At 66.6% G+C, this 19,111-nt stretch carries 23 protein-coding genes and 1 pseudogene; 13 read left to right on the top strand and 11 right to left on the bottom strand.

Going from position 1 to position 19,111, the window contains the following annotated elements:
* Positions 1 to 50 precede the first annotated feature (50 nt).
* From DEI83_RS12705 to DEI83_RS16020, 4 genes and pseudogenes are all read left to right on the top strand, one after another.
* Positions 51 to 512: an RES family NAD+ phosphorylase gene (locus DEI83_RS12705; protein ID WP_220036791.1), complete on the top strand. Its 462-nt coding sequence runs from the start codon at positions 51 to 53 to the stop codon at positions 510 to 512.
* 42 nt (positions 513 to 554) lie between these two features.
* Positions 555 to 947 (top strand): annotated as a pseudogene (locus tag DEI83_RS16420) (histidine phosphatase family protein); the annotation flags it as partial.
* Between the two features lie 193 nt (positions 948 to 1,140).
* On the top strand, positions 1,141 to 1,287 hold the full coding sequence (locus DEI83_RS16415; RefSeq protein WP_375334672.1) for a LacI family DNA-binding transcriptional regulator: 147 nt from the start codon (positions 1,141 to 1,143) through the stop codon (positions 1,285 to 1,287).
* Positions 1,268 to 1,450: a hypothetical protein gene (locus DEI83_RS16020; RefSeq protein WP_181431224.1), complete on the top strand. Its 183-nt coding sequence runs from the start codon at positions 1,268 to 1,270 to the stop codon at positions 1,448 to 1,450. The genes DEI83_RS16415 and DEI83_RS16020 overlap by 20 nt, the downstream gene beginning before the upstream one ends.
* Positions 1,451 to 1,736: 286 nt before the next feature.
* Here DEI83_RS16020 and DEI83_RS12695 read toward each other — a convergent pair whose 3' ends face one another.
* A complete protein-coding gene (locus tag DEI83_RS12695) occupies positions 1,737 to 2,039 on the bottom strand; it encodes a hypothetical protein (protein ID WP_111082315.1) in 303 nt (100 codons plus the stop codon).
* A gap of 62 nt (positions 2,040 to 2,101) precedes the next feature.
* Positions 2,102 to 2,284: a hypothetical protein gene (locus tag DEI83_RS12690; protein WP_111082314.1), complete on the bottom strand. Its 183-nt coding sequence runs from the start codon at positions 2,282 to 2,284 to the stop codon at positions 2,102 to 2,104.
* A gap of 73 nt (positions 2,285 to 2,357) precedes the next feature.
* Between DEI83_RS12690 and DEI83_RS12685 the strand changes: the two genes are divergently transcribed.
* The 4 genes from DEI83_RS12685 to DEI83_RS12670 all read left to right on the top strand — a co-directional run bounded on the left by DEI83_RS12685 (position 2,358) and on the right by DEI83_RS12670 (position 5,644).
* Complete coding sequence (locus DEI83_RS12685) at positions 2,358 to 2,660, top strand: hypothetical protein (protein WP_111082313.1); 303 nt, start codon at positions 2,358 to 2,360, stop codon at positions 2,658 to 2,660.
* 157 nt (positions 2,661 to 2,817) lie between these two features.
* Complete coding sequence (locus tag DEI83_RS12680) at positions 2,818 to 4,650, top strand: DUF4209 domain-containing protein (protein ID WP_111082312.1); 1,833 nt, start codon at positions 2,818 to 2,820, stop codon at positions 4,648 to 4,650.
* 161 nt (positions 4,651 to 4,811) lie between these two features.
* Positions 4,812 to 5,153: an Lsr2 family protein gene (locus DEI83_RS12675; RefSeq protein WP_111082311.1), complete on the top strand. Its 342-nt coding sequence runs from the start codon at positions 4,812 to 4,814 to the stop codon at positions 5,151 to 5,153.
* 77 nt (positions 5,154 to 5,230) lie between these two features.
* Positions 5,231 to 5,644: a hypothetical protein gene (locus tag DEI83_RS12670; RefSeq protein ID WP_111082310.1), complete on the top strand. Its 414-nt coding sequence runs from the start codon at positions 5,231 to 5,233 to the stop codon at positions 5,642 to 5,644.
* On the opposite strand, the gene DEI83_RS12665 is transcribed toward DEI83_RS12670, so the two are convergent.
* From DEI83_RS12665 to nrdH, 6 genes are all read right to left on the bottom strand, one after another.
* Complete coding sequence (locus DEI83_RS12665; protein ID WP_146243340.1) at positions 5,641 to 6,084, bottom strand: hypothetical protein; 444 nt, start codon at positions 6,082 to 6,084, stop codon at positions 5,641 to 5,643. The genes DEI83_RS12670 and DEI83_RS12665 overlap by 4 nt on opposite strands.
* A 578-nt stretch (positions 6,085 to 6,662) precedes the next feature.
* Positions 6,663 to 6,827 carry a helix-turn-helix domain-containing protein gene (locus DEI83_RS16410; protein WP_375334671.1) on the bottom strand — a complete coding sequence of 55 codons (165 nt, stop codon included), beginning with the start codon at positions 6,825 to 6,827 and terminating at the stop codon, positions 6,663 to 6,665.
* Between the two features lie 341 nt (positions 6,828 to 7,168).
* A complete protein-coding gene (gene nrdF, locus DEI83_RS12650) occupies positions 7,169 to 8,170 on the bottom strand; it encodes a class 1b ribonucleoside-diphosphate reductase subunit beta (protein WP_065963154.1) in 1,002 nt (333 codons plus the stop codon).
* A gap of 101 nt (positions 8,171 to 8,271) precedes the next feature.
* Positions 8,272 to 10,377, bottom strand: coding sequence for a class 1b ribonucleoside-diphosphate reductase subunit alpha (gene nrdE / locus DEI83_RS12645; RefSeq protein WP_111082307.1), 2,106 nt, complete (start codon positions 10,375 to 10,377; stop codon positions 8,272 to 8,274).
* Positions 10,378 to 10,394: 17 nt separating this feature from the next.
* Positions 10,395 to 10,811 (bottom strand): class Ib ribonucleoside-diphosphate reductase assembly flavoprotein NrdI, encoded by a 417-nt coding sequence (gene nrdI / locus DEI83_RS12640; protein WP_111082306.1) that lies wholly within the window; start codon positions 10,809 to 10,811, stop codon positions 10,395 to 10,397.
* Positions 10,812 to 10,926: 115 nt separating this feature from the next.
* Complete coding sequence (gene nrdH / locus DEI83_RS12635) at positions 10,927 to 11,160, bottom strand: glutaredoxin-like protein NrdH (RefSeq protein ID WP_058769310.1); 234 nt, start codon at positions 11,158 to 11,160, stop codon at positions 10,927 to 10,929.
* Between the two features lie 378 nt (positions 11,161 to 11,538).
* On the opposite strand from nrdH, the gene DEI83_RS12630 reads away from it, so the two are divergent.
* Both DEI83_RS12630 and DEI83_RS12625 read left to right on the top strand, forming a co-directional pair.
* Complete coding sequence (locus DEI83_RS12630) at positions 11,539 to 12,744, top strand: MFS transporter (protein WP_111082305.1); 1,206 nt, start codon at positions 11,539 to 11,541, stop codon at positions 12,742 to 12,744.
* A gap of 73 nt (positions 12,745 to 12,817) precedes the next feature.
* Positions 12,818 to 13,636, top strand: coding sequence for an aldo/keto reductase (locus DEI83_RS12625; protein ID WP_111082304.1), 819 nt, complete (start codon positions 12,818 to 12,820; stop codon positions 13,634 to 13,636).
* A 62-nt stretch (positions 13,637 to 13,698) separates the two neighbouring features.
* Here the strand turns inward: DEI83_RS12625 and DEI83_RS12620 are convergent, their stop codons facing one another.
* Positions 13,699 to 14,028, bottom strand: coding sequence for a hypothetical protein (locus tag DEI83_RS12620; RefSeq protein ID WP_111082303.1), 330 nt, complete (start codon positions 14,026 to 14,028; stop codon positions 13,699 to 13,701).
* A gap of 111 nt (positions 14,029 to 14,139) precedes the next feature.
* Between DEI83_RS12620 and DEI83_RS12615 the strand changes: the two genes are divergently transcribed.
* The 3 genes from DEI83_RS12615 (at position 14,140) to DEI83_RS12605 (ending at position 16,053) form a co-directional block, all read left to right on the top strand.
* A complete protein-coding gene (locus tag DEI83_RS12615; RefSeq protein ID WP_111082302.1) occupies positions 14,140 to 14,679 on the top strand; it encodes a hypothetical protein in 540 nt (179 codons plus the stop codon).
* Positions 14,680 to 14,716: 37 nt separating this feature from the next.
* The gene (locus DEI83_RS12610) at positions 14,717 to 15,334 is read left to right on the top strand and encodes a hypothetical protein (RefSeq protein ID WP_146243339.1); all 618 of its coding nucleotides are present in this window, start codon (positions 14,717 to 14,719) and stop codon (positions 15,332 to 15,334) included.
* A 197-nt stretch (positions 15,335 to 15,531) separates the two neighbouring features.
* Entirely contained in the window at positions 15,532 to 16,053 is a 522-nt protein-coding gene (locus DEI83_RS12605) for a ribonuclease H (RefSeq protein ID WP_111082300.1), read from the top strand.
* 121 nt (positions 16,054 to 16,174) lie between these two features.
* Here DEI83_RS12605 and DEI83_RS12600 read toward each other — a convergent pair whose 3' ends face one another.
* Both DEI83_RS12600 and DEI83_RS12595 read right to left on the bottom strand, forming a co-directional pair.
* Positions 16,175 to 16,426 carry a DUF6458 family protein gene (locus DEI83_RS12600; protein ID WP_111082299.1) on the bottom strand — a complete coding sequence of 84 codons (252 nt, stop codon included), beginning with the start codon at positions 16,424 to 16,426 and terminating at the stop codon, positions 16,175 to 16,177.
* A 99-nt stretch (positions 16,427 to 16,525) separates the two neighbouring features.
* Entirely contained in the window at positions 16,526 to 19,081 is a 2,556-nt protein-coding gene (locus DEI83_RS12595) for an RNA helicase (protein WP_111082298.1), read from the bottom strand.
* Positions 19,082 to 19,111: the final 30 nt, after the last annotated feature.

The raw sequence follows: 19,111 nt of genomic DNA, 5'->3' as shown, positions 1-19,111 counted from the left end.
ACGACCGAGGCATCTTCGTACCGGAGCTGCGCGGCACCTTCTTCCGCGCGGTGGACCCGCGCTTCCGCGCATCCGCCATCGGAGGATCACGGACAGCCGGCCGGTACTCGCGCGCTGACGAGCCCACGCTGTACCTCAGCTCGTCCGTCGAGGGCGGGGAAGCAGCGCTGTTGGCCCACCCGGAGATCCGTGCCACGGCGCCGGTGATCGTCGAGGTCGACGTGACGGCGTCCCGGATCGTCGACTTCCGCGACCCGGCGGCTCGGTCCGCAGCCGGGGTCGACCTCGAGGATGCGACCGCTCCGTGGCAGCAGATCGTCGCCGACGGTGGTGTCCCGGCCTCGTGGCTCTTCCGAGACCGCCTCGTAGCGCCTGGCGCCGACGGACTGATCGACCCGTCGAGGAAACGTCCAGGGCTCTGGCATCTCGTGCTGTTCCGCTGGAACACCGACAGTGCGCCGGACGTCCAGGTCCGGGACACGACCGGTCCGCGTGACGCTGGAGGGCTCTGACGCGCGCCCGCTCGCCAGCCCCGACCTTGCTACGGCCGAGCGATGCTGTGCACGTGGGTATCGCATCCCGAGGGGATCGTCGACCCAGCCGTCCGCATTCAGGACTGGGGGCTGTCACCGGTCGGACGGGCCCGCGCCGCACGCATCGCGGCGTTGTTCCCGCAACCCCTCCGCATCGTCAGCAGCAGCGAGCGGAAGGCCCTGGACACCGCCGAGGTCATCGCCGGGCATTGGGGCGCGGAGTTCGAGGTCGACGAGGACCTCGGCGAGAGGGACCGCAGCGCGACCGGCTACCTCGACCCGAGCGAGTTCGAACCGACCGTCGACGCGTTCTTCGCGGAGCCGCAGCGATCCGTCCGCGGGTGGGAACGGGCCGTCGACGCTCAGGACCGGGTCGAGCGTGCGGTCCGGCGCCTCGCGGCGCAGACTCCGGAGCACAGCATCGTGTTCGTCGCTCACGGCGGGGTCGGCGCGCTCCTGCTGGCGAGCCTTCGACGGCACGGCACAGTCTCGCGCGTCCTGAACGGGCAACCATCGGTCCGACCAGAGACGCGAGCCCGAGTCGAAGGCGATCGTCCAGCTCGGGTACCGCCGGGATGCTGCCGCCTCAACGGAGCGGGCGCCCGGGATGATCGACGTCGCCCGGGCAGCAGGGGTTTGGCACGTGACCGTGTCGCGTGTGCTGAACGACCATCCAGACCCCCGAGCTGGTCGCAGAGCAGATCGGGTCTCGAGGCGCCGCCGAGCTGGAGCGAGTGGCCGCCGACACCATTAACGACTACTTCGCTGCGCATCGCCGACGCCGAGCAGAACTCGCACGGGATAGATCGGCCGTGATGGACGTGCTGCAAGCCGGGGTCGAACGCGCGAACGTCATTGCTGAGACGACCCTCGACGAAGTCCGCAGCGCCATGGGCATGCACTACACGCTGATGTGACGACCACACTGGCCCCGCCGACCCGCCTCAATAGCCGACGGGCTCCCGCACACATCACCGTCGCTGCCGGCACCCGCGAGAATCCGGGGGTCTCGGCGTCTCAACAGACCCGCCCGGCGATGGCCCCGCTACCGGGCACTTCGCTGGTGATCAGTCGATGCAGCCCGCGCGCCCGTTGAAGCCAAGCCGGGGAAAGTGCCAACTACCGCGGGATGCAACCGCTATTCGCGGTGTCATGTCGTGCGGAATCATCCAGGCTGACGGTCTTGAGCGCGCGGATCCTACGTTAGAGCGGCAAGCCCGACATCCACTCGTCCATGCTCTTCGCCAGGTCTCGAGCCCTCCACCACTCCGGCCCGGTTGCCTTCTTGAAAAGGATCACGCTGGACAGAAGATGTCGGATGAAGTTGGCAACCTGCAGGTCTGGGTCGTGTCCGATGGTCTCCCACTCCTCGTCCGCCTTGACCGCCATGAGCTCGAGTTCAGCCGCTGCCCTCGGCTTGGCCTTACTAGCCGCTAGCCGGAGCGCGGGGCCTAGCGCGCCAAGCTTGTTTCTCATCTCACCGTGGTCTGAGTCGCTAAGTGCCATTCCCTCACCTTGCCGGTTACGGACTCGCTTGCCGTCGCGACACGTGGTGCGGCGTCGAACCGCTACCGCTGGCCCCGCTGCACAGCGGCGATCGCGTCGGCCTCAGCCCAAATCTCGGCTACACGGTCAGCATCGGGTAGCGACCCGCGTAGCTCGCAGTCGTACTCCCTCACGAGCTGACGTCGACGGGCAGCGAGTTCTTCGACCGTGAGCCACTGCAGCGCATCGCGGTCGTCGGCCTTCATGGCGCGGAGCCTAGGCGGTTCCCCTCGCTCCGGCGACGACCGGCGGTGTCGGCTCGCGCTGCAGGATCTGTGTATGACCACCGTCCGCGGCACGATCCGCTCCACGAACACCATCCCCGCCGACGGCCACGGAGACGACCAAAGCACCGCCCGGGCCCGCGCCGTCGACGGCCTAGAGCTCACCGGGTACGACGTCGTGCAGACGAACACGCTGAGCTCGACCGCGGCCGGGAACATCACCGTCCGGGCCGTTGCCCGGTCGACCGAGATCCAGCCACACGAAGCGTCCGGTCCGAACTACGGCGCCGCTCGGGCGGCGTACCTGCAGACGATTCCCGACGGGTGGATCAGCCTAGGCATCACCGTTAACGCCTGACGAAGGCCGATCGCGGCAGCTGCTCGAGCGATCGCGCTAGGGTCCGAGCGCAACAGTCCGCGATACGTCGCACTCTGTTCCGAGCGCCGGCGGCCAGATCTTCGCGAGGCGCCAGCCCACGCCGAATCCAACCGAAACATACGCATAGGCTGCGGGCATGAACGAGCCACGAGCAACGCCCTCAGTCGAAGCTCTTGAGCGCACAACCTGGCGCAACGTTGCTACCCCAGAGGCCGACTACGACTCGATGGCCGCCGGATTCATAGAACTCGCGAACGAAGCAACGGAATCAAATGATGCTGAAGCCGCATCATCCTGTGCACTACTCGGGGCAATCTGTTGGCTCCTGCCCGCGACTGAACAGACCTACGACCCATACGCACCCATGTGGCGGCTGGAGGACCACCGGTCCTTCTTGCCGGACGACCTCACCACCGCTGATCTTGAGTTCCTCGAGGGTCTCGTGCAGCAATCAGACAGTCCGTGGCTAAACGCTCGGCTTGCCGACCTCCTGTGGATTAGGAAGTACGGCTCCAAACCATACGAGGCCGCTAGAACCGCTGTCACAGAATGGTTCAAAGCAGGACTGCACACTGAACACTGGATAGATGCTCTCGAAAACTGGCCTCGTTTCCTTCAACTCGCCAAGCAACTGAAGTTCAGAAAGGAACTACAAGACGCGCACAAAGAACTTGCGATCTCATTCTGGGATCCGGCAACTGATGCACGTCGGGCACTGGACTTAGCCGACCTCATAACAGAGACCGGACAAGCAGACCGCGGCGAATGGGAGCGGATCACTGACAGGCTCTCCGAACTCGCCAGCGAAGAGAACGACTCTCTACTTCAGCGTCACCTCTTCGTAGAGGTCGCAAAGATGCGAAGACGTCTCGGGGACACAGATGCCTACGCGGCGGCGCAACACAAAGTTGTCGCATGGTGGATGAGCGAAGCAAAACGCCGCTCCACTGACAGCGCTATAGCGTCCGTGTCACTCTACCAATCGGCACTCAAAGGACTGCGGTTGATTCCAAACAAGCAGCGTGTACAGCTCGGGATAGACGGCCTGGCCGTCGAGCTCGCCGAGAAGATCAGGGCGGCAGGGGTCAGCGCACTAGACGAAATGGTCTCTTTCACCTCGCCAAGCATCGATCTTCGAGAAGATGCTGAGCGAGTGCAAGCTCTGATGAGCGGACACAACGCGGCTCGGGCAACGGCCCTGTTCGTTGGACTTGCACCCTATCTCTCTGAGGTTGAGACAAGAGCAGGCGCCGAAGCCCTCCTCGCGGGTTCCATATTTGATGGACATATGTCCTCGCAGACGCTTGAAGGCGACGGCCGCGTTGTCAGCAGCTCCGCTCCAGACATGGATGGCCCGTGGCCCGGATACCGTGCGAACGAGTGGGAGAAGATGCTTAATCTTTTCGATCTGCACGTCCAAGCGGTTGTCAAAAGCAGAATTCTACCCGCGCTGGAAGTCTTAGTAGTTGAGCAAAGGATCCGTTTGCGCGATATTCGCGTTGTTAGCGAATGCTCCCCGATGGTTCCCGCTGATCGGAATGAATCGGTTGCTCGTGCGCTAGCTGCGGGATTCAATCAGGACTGGATCGCCGCCGTATACCTTTTGACGCCCCAGGTGGAGAACATCGTGCGCTCGGCGCTATACAGCGCTGGGGTAGCAACCACGCAGATAAAGGAGGACAACTCGGAGCATGAGCTGGGCCTCAGTACGCTGCTAGAACGCGCCGAGCTTATCGATATTCTTGACGCCGATATCGTATTCGAGCTACGGGCATTGTTCGGTGGACCAACGGGCGCGAACCTGCGGAACAACGTAGCGCATGGTCTACTTTCTGACGGTGAAGCAAGGAGCCTGCACGCCATTTATGCGTGGTGGTTCCTTCTCCGCTTAATCTACATCCCCTATTGGAATGGTCTTCACAGTGAAAAAACCGAGGTAGCGGAACCGCCGCAGGACTCAGCCAGTTGAGTCCAAGCGAGCCTCTCCCCTGAAACCGCAGGGACGCGCGAAGCAAGTGAGACGAGATGAGTTCGCCGGTGAGCTCGTTTCCCAGAGACGACCCGCCGCCACTACCTGTCACGCGTTCCGTCACGTGAGAGGGTGTCTGAAACCCCTAACATTGGAGCCTTATGGCACAGAAGATCACGACCACCCTTGTTGATGACCTCACCGGCGAGACCATCGAAGACGGCTCGGGAAAGACTGTGCAGTTCGGTTTCGACGGAACTGACTACGAAATCGACCTGACTAACGAGAACGCCGACAAGGTTCGTGAGGCGTACGCGGACTACGTCGCCGCAGCTCGGAAAACCAGCGGTCGATCGACTCGCACCCGGACAAGCTCCTCTGGCCGCACGGACCCTGACGAGCTGGCGAAGCTCCGCGAGTGGGCGGCCGCGAACGGTCACGAGGTTGCAGCGCGCGGACGCATCAGCCAGGCCGTGCGCGACGCCTACGCCGCGGCTCAGTAATCGCCGCCCGGTGACGCTCGAGCCCCCCGCAGAAACGCCGAACGACGCAACACATCGGCGCCGCCGGGGAGCTGCTGGTGCAGTACCAACTGCTCGAGCTCGGCATCGACAGCGCACGTCTGACGACTGATGCGGGAATCGACCTGGTCGTCTGCGCGCCAGCGACGGGAACGGCGACCACGATGCAGGTCAAGACCGTGGAGCGCAGCACGCCCGCCGGCGGGCGGGAAAGGTTGGCGATCAGGTGGAACTTCCCGCACGACACCCCTGCGCAGCTGCTCGCCTTCACCTCCCTGGAAGCGGACCGCGTGTGGCTGTTCACCACTGCGGAGGCTCGTCAGGTCGCGCAGCATCACACCGCCGGCGGGGTGCGGCGGCTCTACTGGTACACCGACCAGTCGACCCCGCAGCGGGAAGGCGTGCCGCTGCTGCAGGGCGACATGGAGCGGTACCTGCTGCGCGAGCGCGCTCCGAGGCTGTTCCCCAGCTAGGAGGCCGGCCGTCGCACGATCAGGTCGCAGTCGTCACAGTCGCACTTGGGCCAGCCGAATCGGTTCCAGAACCCCTTCGAGCGCTCGGTCGGCCCCAAGTAGATCTCCCAGTCACGGTAATCCGCAACGAGCGCGTCGACGAGCGCTGTGCCGATATGGTCTCCAGTGCGCTGCAGGTCCTCACGAACCTCGACGTCGGCGATCAGCACTGCAGGAACGGTCCTGTCGCCGGTGTGGCTGGGGTAGTTGCGCACGAGCAGTAGTCGGGCGGTCTCTTCGCCGTCGCGGCGGTACGAACGCCACTCGTGCTCACGCGGGGTGAGGTCGTCGGTCATGTCCCGCCACCCGAAGGTGAATCTGGGGTCCTCGGCGAAGTCCGGGCGCATACGACCGCCTCGCTCGACGATCTTCGGGTGCTTCCAAGGGACAGGTTCGCTCATGTCGTGGAGTCTTGCAGGGGAATCGGTGAAGCCGGGCCCATCGCAGCGTCGATGGCGGCGTCGTGGTCAGGTGTGCGCCAACCAGTTCGTTCCCAACCACCCTCCGGGCTCCAGCGCAGCGCTCCGCGACGGGAGAGGGTGCTGGCGATCCACAAGCCCGTGATCGGCGCGGGGGAGGTCGGGGTCGGGCAGCGGTGCCGGCAGACTGCGCTTGTGGTCTGGTCCGAACCTTCTCGGCGACGTCGGCCTCGCGCTCAAGGACACGGGAGATCCAGCTCGTGACGGCGACGGGGTCCTGCCAGCTGCTTCAGCCGGTCTTCGCACAGCAGCTCCGCGAGAACTATTACCCGGACATGCCTTCCGATGCTGTAGTCGAGGTCGCCCAGCTCGCTATCGCACCGTCTCGATAATCGAGGATTTAGGAGGTTGCTCGCGGAGGATTCGGCTCAGCGTCGGAGTCTGTGATGCTGACTCATCGAGCTTCACGGCGTTGCGGTCGCTCGATGCGGGCGGAGGTCGCCTGCCCAGCGAACGTGCCGAGATGATCAGTGCAGCTCTTTGGCCTGCATGGAAGAGACCTACGGCACAAATGAACGTCGAGGCCAAAGGTTAGTCCGCAAGACTTCCTCCAGTCGCGCAACCGTTGAAAGATCAGGCCACGCACGACCCGCCAAAACCTTCAGCAGCGTCGTGTGGTGCAAGCCCGCAGCGGAGGCCACTTCGCGGACCGAGCGGTCGGCCATCGCAGCTCGCAGGTTCAGCACTAACGCACGCGCTACTTCCGCAATTGGGTCTTCTGAACTCACCTCTGGCCACGGAACTGGAGCGAGCTCGACGGGAAGCAACCTCGGCCTAACGGGTTCCGGAGCCATCTGACTCTCTCAACAGACTTCCTTCACGCAGTCGCAGGCCGTACCACCCCGAACAGAGACCGGCCGGCAGGAGAGCGTCCAGCAGGAAACCGGCCAACACTCGGCCAGATTGGCCATTTTACTCGCGCCACAGGCCAGCAACGGTGCCTCTCTGACCAGGTCAGGCCACGTCGGCTCAAGCCAGCGGGGCGTCCCCACGAGTCAGACCAGACTCAGAAGTCCCAGTCCTCGTCCTCAGTCACGACCGCCTTGCCGATGACGTACGACGAGCCCGACCCCGAGAAGAAGTCGTGGTTCTCGTCCGCGTTCGGCGACAGCGCCGACAGGATCGCCGGGTTCACGTCCGTCGTCTCCTTCGGGAACATCGGCTCGTAGCCCAGGTTCATCAGCGCCTTGTTGGCGTTGTAGTGCAGGAACTTCTTGACGTCCTCGGTCAGCCCGACACCGTCGTAGAGGTCCTGTGTGTACTGGACCTCGTTCTCGTAGAGCTCGAACAGCAGGTTGAACGTGTAGTCCTTGATCTCCTGCTTGCGCTCCTCGGAGGCGCCCTCGAGCCCCTTCTGGAACTTGTACCCGATGTAGTACCCGTGGACGGCCTCGTCGCGGATGATCAGGCGGATCAGATCAGCGGTGTTCGTGAGCTTCGCACGCGAGGACCAGTACATCGGCAGGTAGAAGCCGGAGTAGAACAGGAACGACTCGAGCAGCGTCGATGCGACCTTGCGCTTCAGGGGGTCGTCACCGGTGTAGTAGTCGAGGACGATCTGAGCCTTCTTCTGCAGGTTCACGTTCTCGGTGGACCAGCGGAAGGCGTCGTCGATCTCGGGGGTCGAGGCGAGCGTCGAGAAGATCGACGAGTAGCTCTTCGCGTGCACCGACTCCATGAACGCGATGTTCGTGTAGACGGCTTCTTCGTGCGGGGTGATCGCGTCGGGGATCAGGCTGATCGCGCCGACGGTGCCCTGGATGGTGTCGAGCAGCGTCAGGCCGGTGAAGACCCGCATGGTGAGCTGCTGCTCCTCCGGCGTGAGGGTGTTCCACGACTGCACGTCGTTCGACAGCGGCACCTTCTCGGGCAGCCAGAAGTTGTTGACCAGCCGGTTCCAGACCTCGACGTCCTTGTCGTCCTGGATGCGGTTCCAGTTGATGGCACTGACCGCGCTGATCAGCGGGATGGACTTGCCCGTGGCGTGGACCGGGTCGGTGAGGGTCATGGCTTTCTTCCGGATGGTGGTGAGCGGAACAGGTGTCGGACTGGAGGCGCGTGGCGGGGTCGCCCCGCGCCTCCAGTCCGAAGGGTGGATCGCGGCAGCGATCAGAGCATGCAGCTGACGCAGCCCTCGACCTCGGTGCCCTCGAGGGCGAGCTGGCGGAGACGGATGTAGTAGATCGTCTTGATGCCCTTGCGCCATGCGTAGATCTGCGCCTTGTTGATGTCGCGCGTGGTGGCGGTGTCCTTGAAGAACAGCGTGAGCGACAGGCCCTGGTCCACGTGCTGCGTCGCAGCGGCGTAGGTGTCGATGATCTTCTCGGGGCCGATTTCGTACGCGTCCTGGTAGTAGTCCAGGTTGTCGTTCGTCATGAACGGCGCCGGGTAGTAGACGCGGCCGAGCTTGCCTTCCTTGCGGATCTCGATCTTCGACGCGATCGGGTGGATCGACGACGTCGAGTGGTTGATGTACGAGATCGAGCCGGTCGGCGGGACGGCCTGCAGGTTCTGGTTGTAGATGCCGTGCTCCTGGATGGACGCCTTCAGCGCCTTCCAGTCGTCCTGCGTCGGGATGGTGATGTTCGCGTTGTCGAACAGCGACGCGACGCGGGGGGTGGCCGGCGTCCAGACCTGGTCGGTGTACTTGTCGAAGAACTCACCCGACGCGTACTTCGAGTCACGGAAGCCGTCGAACGTCTCCCCCGTCTCGATCGCGATGTTGTTCGAGGCACGCAGGGCGTGGAACAGCACCGTGTAGAAGTAGATGTTCGTGAAGTCGATGCCCTCTTCGGAGCCGTAGAAGACGCGCTCACGAGCGAGGTAGCCGTGCAGGTTCATCTGGCCGAGGCCGATGGCGTGCGACTTGTCGTTGCCGTCCTCGACCGAGCGGACCGACGAGATGTGCGACATCTGCGAGACCGAGGTCAGGCCGCGGATCGCCGTCTCGATGGTCTTGCCGAAGTCCGGCGAGTCCATCGTCAGCGCGATGTTCAGCGAGCCGAGGTTGCAGGAGATGTCCTTGCCGATCTCCTTGTAGGACAGGTCCTCGTTGAAGGTCGTCGGGGTGTTGACCTGCAGGATCTCCGAGCACAGGTTGGACATGTTGATCCGACCCTTGATCGGGTTGGCCTTGTTCACCGTGTCCTCGAACACGATGTACGGGTAGCCCGACTCGAACTGGATCTCGGCGATGGTCGTGAAGAAGTCACGCGCCTTGATCTTCGTCTTCTTGATGCGCGAGTCGTCGACCATCGCGCGGTAGTTCTCGGAGATCGGGACGTCGCCGAACGGGACGCCGTAGACCTTCTCGACGTCGTACGGCGAGAACAGGTACATGTCCTCGTTGTTCTTCGCGAGCTCGAACGTGATGTCCGGCACGACGACACCGAGCGACAGCGTCTTGATGCGGATCTTCTCGTCCGCGTTCTCACGCTTGGTGTCGAGGAACTTCATGATGTCGGGGTGGTGCGCCGACAGGTAGACGGCACCGGCACCCTGGCGCGCGCCGAGCTGGTTCGCGTACGAGAAGGAGTCTTCCAGCAGCTTCATCACGGGGATGATGCCCGAGGACTGGTTCTCGATCTGCTTGATCGGGGCGCCGGCCTCGCGGATGTTGGAGAGGAGCAGGGCCACGCCACCGCCGCGCTTCGAGAGCTGCAGCGAGGAGTTGATGCCGCGCGAGATCGACTCCATGTTGTCCTCGATGCGGAGGAGGAAACAGGAGACGAGCTCGCCGCGCTGGGCCTTCGCGGTGTTGAGGAACGTCGGGGTCGCAGGCTGGAACCGGCCGGCGATGATCTCCTCGACGAGGTCGATCGCGAGCTGCTCGTTGCCCTGCGCCAGGCCGAGGGCGGTCATCACGACGCGGTCCTCGAAGCGCTCGAGGTAGCGCTTGCCGTCGAACGTCTTGAGCGTGTAGCTCGTGTAGTACTTGAACGCGCCGAGGAACGTCTGGAACCGGAACTTCTTCGAGTACGCCAGGTCGTTGAGCTGCTGGATGAACTCGAGCGAGTACTGGTCGATCGTCGCCTGCTCGTAGTACTCGTTCTCGACCAGGTAGTCCAGCCGCTCCTTCAGGTTGTGGAAGAAGACGGTGTTCTGGTTGACGTGCTGCAGGAAGAACTGCTTGGCCGCCTCACGATCCTTGTCGAACTGGATGTTCCCGTTCGCGTCGTAGAGGTTGAGCATCGCGTTGAGGGAGTGGTAGTCCATCCCCGTCTGCGGCGACGTCAGATCGACGTCTGCAACTGCTGCGTCCAAAATGCTTCCAATCCTGAGTTGACCGCCGACACGTCGTCAGGGGTCCCGAAGAGTTCGAATCGATAGAGCACGGGCACGTGGCACTTCTGTGCGATCACATCGCCCGCGAGACCGTAGGCCTCGCCGAAGTTCGTGTTGCCGCCGACGATCACGCCCCGGATCAGCGCCCGGTTGTGTTCGTCGTTGAGGAACTTGATGACCTGCTTGGGGACAGCTCCGTGTCCGTTGCCGCCGCCGTAGGTGGGCAGGACGAGAACGTACGGGCCGTCCGCGTGGAGGAACGGTTCGCTCGGCAGGAGCGGGATCCGGTCGGCGTCCTGGCCGAGCTTCTCCACGAACCGGGCGGTGTTGCCCGAGACACTCGAGAAGTAGACGAGGCGGCTCATGGTGCGCTCCTTGCCAGGTGCGGACTGCGGACCGGAGGGGTGTGGCGGGGGCGGGACGAGCCTCCAGGCTGTCTGCCCACCGCCGGGGTGCGCGGGCCGGACCGGCCCGCGCGGATCAGGCCAGTTCGGCGCTGAGGGTGGCGATCTTGTCGGGGCGGAAGCCCGACCAGTGGTCGTCGTCGGTCACGACGACGGGAGCCTGCATGTAGCCGAGGCTCTTGACGTGCTCGAGCGCGGCTTCGTCCGTGGAGACGTCGTGCACCTCGTACTGGATGCCCTTGTTGTCGAGGGCGCGGTACGTCGCAGTGCACTGGACGCAGGACGGCTTGGTGTACACGGTGACGGCCATGATCTCCCCTGGTTCTGGGCCCGGTTGCAGGCCCGACGTTCTGGTGCTGTGTTGTGGACGACGCTACTACATGTAGTGCCCGATGGACGGATGGACCACTAGAGGAAGTGTTACACCCCTGTAGTTCTCCACAACGCCCTCCACAGTCTGTGGATTCCCGCGAGGCCCGGTTTTCCGCCACTCTCGCACCCGCCACCGACACTTCCCACACCCTGTCGGGGGCCCCTCTCCACGGGTGTGGAAACCGGTGGACGGACCCGCCGCTCGGCGTGTCTGAGAACGCTGTGCGGACAGCCTCCGGGCGCCCCTCCCCCACACAGGGGTCAGCGCTCTCCACAGTCGCTGCGGCGCGGTCCGTCCGGTCCGTACACTCGACACGTGAGCGCGTACGGGTCCCTGCTGAAGACGCCCGGGGTCGGCCGGGTCATCGCCGCACAACTCACCGCACGGTTCCCGTTCGGCATGCTGTCGCTGGCGTACCTGCTGCACGTCGAGCACATCTTCCACTCGTACGGCGCCGCCGGACTCGTCCTCGCGACCACGAGCATCGGCCAGGCCCTCGCCGGCCCGCTGACCAGCCGGTGGATGGGCAGCTGGGGCATGCGCCCCGTCCTGGTCCTCACGAGCATCGTCGCGTTCGTCACCATGGGCGTCATCGCGTTCTTCGTGATGCCGCTCTGGGCCTACGTGGTCATCGGGTTCGTCGGCGGCCTGGCCGTCCCGCCCGTGCAGCCCGCGGTGCGCACCATCTACCCGAAGATGGTGACGTCGAAGCAGCTCACCCCGCTCTTCTCCCTCGACGCCAGCGCGCAGGAGCTCATCTGGGTCGCCGGCCCGGTCATCACCACGTTCGTCGCGACGCAGATCGGCACGGTCGAGGCCATCGTCGTCGCCATGGTCTTCCTGCTCGTCGGCGGGGCGTGGTTCATCGCCTCCCCCGAACTCGGACGCGTCCGGATCCCCCGCTCCAAGCGCGCGTTCGGCGTCGTGATGAAGCGCCCGGCCGTCGTCGTCGCGACCCTGACCGGCCTGCTGCTCATCGGCGCGTGCGCCGCGGTCGAGGCCAGCGTCACCAGCGTCTTCGGCGAGGGCAGCCCGAACGCCGGCATCGTCCTCGCCGTGTTCGCCGTCGGGTCCCTCGTCGGCGGCCTGGCGCTCGGCCACCGCCCGATCTCGCCGAACACGCTCTGGCTGCGGATGCTGATCGTGTTCGTCGGCCTCGTCCTGGCCGTCGGCAACCCGACGTTCTGGTGGCTCTGCATCGCCCTGGTCATCGCCGGCGCCGGGATCGCTCCCGCACTCGCGGTGATGTTCGGCTCCGTCTCGGCGACCGTGAAGTTCTCCGACACGGCCGAGGCCTACGGCTGGATGGGCACCGGGCAGCTCATCGGTGCCGCCGGCGGTTCCGCCGTGGCCGGCTTCCTCATCGACAGCAACGGGCCGAGCGGCGGGCTGATGGTCGGTGCCGTCATGGCGGCCGCAGGCGTCGTGCTGCCCCTGGCGATGAAGAGCTGGCTGCCCGACCTCCGTGGGCGGGACGTCAGCCCCATCCCGGACACCGAGCCGGTGCACCTCCCCACCTGATCCGGAACCCCCGGTTCTCCACAGTCCGCCTGGAGGCTCGGCTCACCCCCGTCACGCCGGGCAGGATGGGTGCATGGTCACCACGTTCCCCCTCCGCGACGGCCGGAGCATCCCCGCGATCGGTTTCGGCGTCTACAAGGTCGACGACGCCGAGGCATCGACGGCCGTCGGGCTGGCGCTCGAGGCCGGGTACCGTCACGTCGACACCGCCGAGATGTACGGGAACGAACGCGGCGTCGGGCAGGCGATCCGGGCCTCCCGGCTCGACCGCGACGACGTCTTCGTGACGACGAAGGTGTGGAACGACCACCAGGGGCGCGACGCGACCCTGCGGGCGTTCGACGCCAGTCTCGACCGCCTGGGCCTCGACGCCGTCGACCTCTACCTCATCCACTGGCCCGCCGCGGCCAACGACCGCTACGTCGAGACCTGGCGCACGCTCGTCGAACTCCAGGAGTCCGGACGGGCGCGCAGCATCGGGGTCTCGAACTTCCAGGTGCCGCACCTCGAACGCATCATCGACGAGACGGGCGAGGTCCCGGCGCTCAACCAGGTCGAACGGCACCCGTGGTTGCCACAGCGCGAGCTCATCGCCTTCCACGACCAGCACGGCATCGTCACCGGGGCGTGGTCGCCCCTCGGCCGCGGACGCCTCATCGAGGAACCGGTCCTCACCGGCATCGCCGACGCGCACGGGGCGAGCGTCGCCCAGGTGCTCGTGCGGTGGAACGTGCAGCAGGGCGTCGTCGTCCTCCCGAAGTCGGTCACGCCGGCGCGCATCCGGTCGAACCTCGACGTCGACGGGTTCGTGCTGACGGACGACGAGCTCGCCGCGATCGCCGGACTCGAGTCCGGGCAGCGAACGGGCTCCCACCCGGACTCGGTGTCCTGACGGACGGACCCTGGGCCCGCGTCCTGGCGGACAGACCCGCGTCCTGACGGCCCGCCCAGCGATCAGCCCTGGCGGTCCTCCTCGGACTGCCACGGCAGGTTCAGGTCGCCCGGCTCCGGCTCGATGTCACCGGCGTCGTCGGCGCCACCGGTGCCGGGGGCAGCGACGATCCGCGAGGGGTCGATACCGTCCTCGCGCAGGTCCGCGTCGTCCCGCTGCTTCGTCTGGGACGCGTCCATCTCCCGCTCGCTCGAGGGGCTGTACGACGTGTCGGCGGCCCGCTGCTCGCTGCCACTGACACCGTCGACGTCGTCACTGTGTGCGGCCGAGGTCAGGGCGTCCGAGCGGTCCCGGTCGTCCGAGTGCTCGGGGCCTGCGATGTCGTTGCTCATGGTGCTTCCTCCCGTTTTCCAGAACGGTAGGCGGCGGAGGGCGATCGGCTCCCAGGGCACCGGCTCGATCGGGGCACAACGGCGCCGCGCTCGCATCGGTACCGTCGAAGGGTGATCGATCCTCGTGCCCTCGCTTCCGACGAGCTCCGTCCCGGCGAGCGCCTGCTGTGGGTGGGGCAGAGCGACCCAGCCCGCCTGTTCGGCGCGCGTGATGCTTTCCTCGTTCCCTTCAGCCTCCTGTGGGGCGGCTTCGCGATCTTCTGGGAGGTCGGCGTCCTGACCAGCGGAGCGCCGTGGTTCTTCCCGCTCTTCGGCGCCGTGTTCGTCGCGGCCGGTCTGTACCTCATCGCCGGTCGGTTCCTCGTCAAGCGGCACCGCAAGCGCACCGAGGTCTACGCCGTGACCGATCGCCGCGCATTCGTCACGACGGGCTCGAACACCCGCGAGACCGACATCTCCAGGACGGACCGCACCATCAACCGGTCGTGGGGACACGTCTCGGTCGAGTGGCAGGACCGGGGCGGTGCCGGCTCGCTCTTCGGGCGTTCGACCTCGGTCGCCGCGCAGTACGCGAACTCGGGCCTCGACGGCATCGCTGGCCCACGGTTGTTCGGGTTCTACGACGTGCTCGACGGCAAGGCGCTGGTCTAGGCCCTCGATGCCGCATCCGTGCACCGACGACCCGACGATGCCCGGCGCTGACGACCCAGCGCCCGATGGTCCCGCCGTCGGTCACGTCGGGGCCGCGCACGACCTCGTGGACCGGCTGCTCCGTCCGGGCGAGCAGATCCTCTGGGCCGGCCAGAGTGACCCGCGCCGGATGTTCGTCGACGCCGACCGGTACCTGATCCCCTTCAGTGCCTTCTTCACCACCGTGGTCACCATCGGCCTCGTGGGTGCCGCACGGTCCCACGCCCACCCAGTGGTGATCGCGCTGTTGTCCGCGTTCGTCCTGGTCGGTCTGCACATGCTCGTCGGCCGTTTCGCCGTGAAGCGCCACCGCAAACGCACCGACGTGTACGCCGTGACGACGGAGCGTGTCCTCATCACGAACGGCCGCAGGACCCGCGAGACCGATGCCCGACGCACCGACTGGTACGTCGACCGATCACCGGGGCACGTCACGGTCCAGTGGGACGACGTCAGCGACCTCGACACCCTCTTCTACGGCGGGAGAGCGGCGGCACAGCAGTACGCGAACACCGGGCTCGACGGCGCACCCGGCGCACGCGAGAACTTCGCGCTCTACGACGACGCCGACGGGGACGCCCTCGTCGCCGCGCTCCGTCAGGTGAGCGGCCGCTGATCCTCGGTCCGGTTGCGCCCCGCCGCGGACGACGCGCCCCGTCGCGACAGGATGCGACGAGCCCCGTCGCGACAGGGTGCGACGAGCGCAGCGGGACGCGACCCCGGCACCGTCCCCCGCCGACGGCCGGGAGGCACGCCCCGCCCGACAGGTCCGTTACGCTCGTCGGGCACTCGCCACCACCAGGAGGTCCCACCGTGACGATCGTCGCCGCCGCAGACGGCTCAGCCCTCGGCAACCCAGGCCCCGCCGGCTGGGCCTGGTACGTGGACGACGACCGATGGGCAGCCGGCGGATGGCCCCGCGGGACGAACAACCAGGGCGAACTGACCGCGGTCCTGCAGCTCCTCCGTGCGACCAAGGACACCGGCGAACCCCTGCACATCCTCTGCGACAGCCAGTACGCCATCAAGGCCTGCACCGAGTGGCTCGCCGGGTGGAAGCGGAAGGGCTGGCGGAAGGCCGACGGCAAGCCCGTGCTGAACGTCGAGATCATCAAGGAACTCGACGCCGAGCTCCAGGGCCGCAAGGTCACCTTCGAGTGGGTCCGCGGGCACATGGGCCACGAGATGAACGAAGCTGCGGACGTCCGCGCCCGGGGTGCAGCGACCGCGTACCAGAACCGCACCGAGGTGCCGACGGGGCCCGGCTGGCCGGGCGTCGACGTCCCGGAGCCGGACGCACTGCCCGAGGCCGTCCCACCCGCGACGCTCTTCTGAGCCGAGCACGCGCAGCCAGCCGCTCGCACAGCCGGTCGCGTGGGCAGCAGCCGCACAGCACCCGGACGAACGACGAGGGCGGGACCGGTCGGTCCCGCCCTCGTCGTTCGCGCTGCTGGTGTCAGTAGGTGCCGTCGCGGCGGTCCTGCCGGGTGATCTGCTCGCCGGAGGCCGGATCGACCCCGCTCCGGGTCGTGGTCGTGGTGCGACGGGCACCGAACCCGACCGCCAGGCTGATGATGAGCAGGATGATCCCGGCTGCGATGAGGATGTAGCCGATGAGCTTCAGGTCGATGCCTGCGATCTGGTAATCGACCGCGAACGCGATGATCGCGCCGATCACGATCAGGGCGATGCTGGAGCCGATGCGCATGAGGGGTTCCTTCCGTCGGGCTGCCGCCGAACCTACCCGTCGCGCTCGACGCGCGTTCCGGACCGTCGACCGGTGCGTTCCTCGGAGGCCTCGGCACGCTCAGTCGACGTCGACCTCTGCCCACCCGTCGAAGCGACCGATCTCGGTGACCCGGACGACGGCCTCCCCCGCCTCGTCGGACGCGTCGAGGTCGATCGTCGCCGAGAACCCGAAGTCCTTGTCGCCCGCCGGGTCGGCGAAGATCTGCCGCGCGCGCCAGGTCCGCCCCTGCTCGGAGAGCACGAGGTACTGCATGGAGCGGGCTTCGGCGTCGATGCCGATCGTGTCGTGCTCGTCGTAGTACTCCTCGAGCACGTTGTCCCACGCGTGCTGGTCGAACCCGGCTGTGGCGTCGAGTTCGCCGAGGCCCTCGATGTCGTCACGGGCCGCGAGGAGCACCCGCTGGAACAGGGCGTTGCGGACCAGCACCCGGAACGCCCGGACGTTGCCGGTCAAGCGGGCGGGCTGCGGCGGGGCGATCTCCTCGTGCTCGGCCTCGGCGAGCGCGATGTCCCCGTTCATCAGCGCCTCCCACTCGTCGACGAGCGAGGAGTCGACCTGGCGCACGAGTTCTCCGAGCCACTCGATGAGGTCGTCGAGCTCCGGGGTGCGGTGTTCGTCCGAGATCGTCTGCCGCATGGTCCGGTAGGCGTCGGACAGGTACCGCAGCACGAGCCCTTCGGATCGGGTGAGCTGGTAGTACCGGACGTAGTCGCCGAAGGTCATCGCCCGCTCGTACATGTCGCGGACGACGGACTTCGGCGAGAGCGAGAAGTCGAGCACCCAGGGCTGCTCGTCCGCGTAGCTCTCGTAGGCGGCGGTGAGGAGTTCGTCGAGCGGCTTCGGCCAGGTGACCTCTTCGAGGAGCTCCATCCGCTCGTCGTACTCGATGCCCTCCTGCTTCATCCGGGCGACCGCTTCGCCGCGCTCCTTGAACTGCTGCTGCGACAGGATCGCGCGCGGGTCGTCGAGGGTGGCTTCGACGATCGACACCATGTCGAGCGCGAAGGTCGGCGACTCGGGGTCGAGCAGCTCGAAGGCGGCGAGCGCGAACGGTGACAGCGGCTGGTTCAGCGCGAAGTTCGCCTGCAGGTCCACGGTGAGCCGGTAGGTCCCGTCCACCTTCTCGATCACCCGGGCGTTGATCAGGGTCCGGGCGATGGTGAGCGCCCGCCGGGCCATCGCGAGCTGGCGCGCTCGCGGTTCGTGGTTGTCGAAGACGAGCGAGCGGACGTCCTCGAAGGCGTCCCCGCCGCGGGCGACGACGGACAGCACCATCGCGTGCGTGATCCGCATCCGCGACACCATGGGCTCGGGCTCGGCGGCGATGAGGCGCTCGAACGACGCCTGCCCCCAGGAGACGAATCCCTCGGGCGCCTTCTTCCGCTTGATCTTGTTCTTCTTCTTCGGGTCGTCACCGGCCTTGGCGACGGCGCGGGCGTTCTCGATGTCGTGCTCCGGGGCCTCCGCGACGACGTCACCCTCGGTGTCGTAGCCAGCGCGACCGGCACGGCCGGCGATCTGGTGGAACTCGCGCGCGGAGAGTTGCCGCATCTTCGTGCCGTCGAACTTCGTCAACCCGGTGAAGAGCACCGCTCGGATCGGGACGTTGATGCCGACGCCGAGGGTGTCGGTCCCGCAGATCACGGGCAGGAGCCCGCGCTGCGCGAGCTGCTCGACCAGGCGGCGGTACTTCGGCAGCATGCCGGCGTGGTGCACCCCGATGCCCGCGCGGATCAGGCGGGACAGGGTCTGCCCGAACCCGGCGCTGAAGCGGAAGCCGGCGATGGCTTCGGCGATCTCGTCGCGGCGCTCACGGCTGGCGACCTTGGCGGACATGAGCGACTGCGCCCGCTCGAGCGCCGCCGCCTGGGCGAAGTGCACGATGTACACCGGCGCCTTGCGCTCGTCGAGCAGGCGTTCGACGGTCTCCTGCACCGGCGTCATGACGTACTCGTAGGCGAGCGGGACGGGACGCGAGACGCCGGTGACCCGTGCGGTGGGACGGCCGGTGCGTCGCGAGAGGTCGTCGGCGATCGAGGTGACGTCGCCGAGGGTGGCGGACATGAGCAGGAACTGCGCGCGGTCGAGCACGAGCAGCGGCACCTGCCACGCCCACCCGCGGTCTGCGTCGCCGTAGAAGTGGAACTCGTCCATCACGACGACGTCCACGTCGGCGTCGGGGCCCTGCCGGAGTGCGAGGTTCGCGAGGATCTCGGCGGTGCAGCAGACGATGGGCGCATCGGCGTTGACGGCCGAGTCGCCCGTGACCATGCCGACGTTCTGCGCGCCGAAGAGGTCGACGAGCTGGAAGAACTTCTCGGAGACGAGCGCCTTGATCGGGGCGGTGTAGTAGCTCCGCTTGCCCTCGGCGAGCGCCGCGAAGTGTGCGCCGGCTGCGACGAGGGACTTGCCGGTGCCGGTCGGCGTGCTCAGGACGACGTTGGCGCCGGAGACGAGTTCGATGAGCGCTTCGTCCTGGGCGGGGTAGAGCGGCCGACCACCGGAGGCGGCCCACTCGGCGAAGGCCAGGTAGACGGCGTCGGGGTCGACGACACCGCCCTCTGCCGCCGGCAGTGCGGCGACGAGCGGAGGGGCGGTGGAGACGTCGGTCATGTCCCCATCCTCCCAGCACCACGCGTCAGC

The sequence above is a fragment of the Curtobacterium sp. MCBD17_021 genome (assembly GCF_003234525.1).
Classification (GTDB): Bacteria; Actinomycetota; Actinomycetes; order Actinomycetales; family Microbacteriaceae; genus Curtobacterium.
Note: the sequence above shows the minus strand (reverse complement) of the source record. Positions and strands in the feature narration are given on the sequence as shown.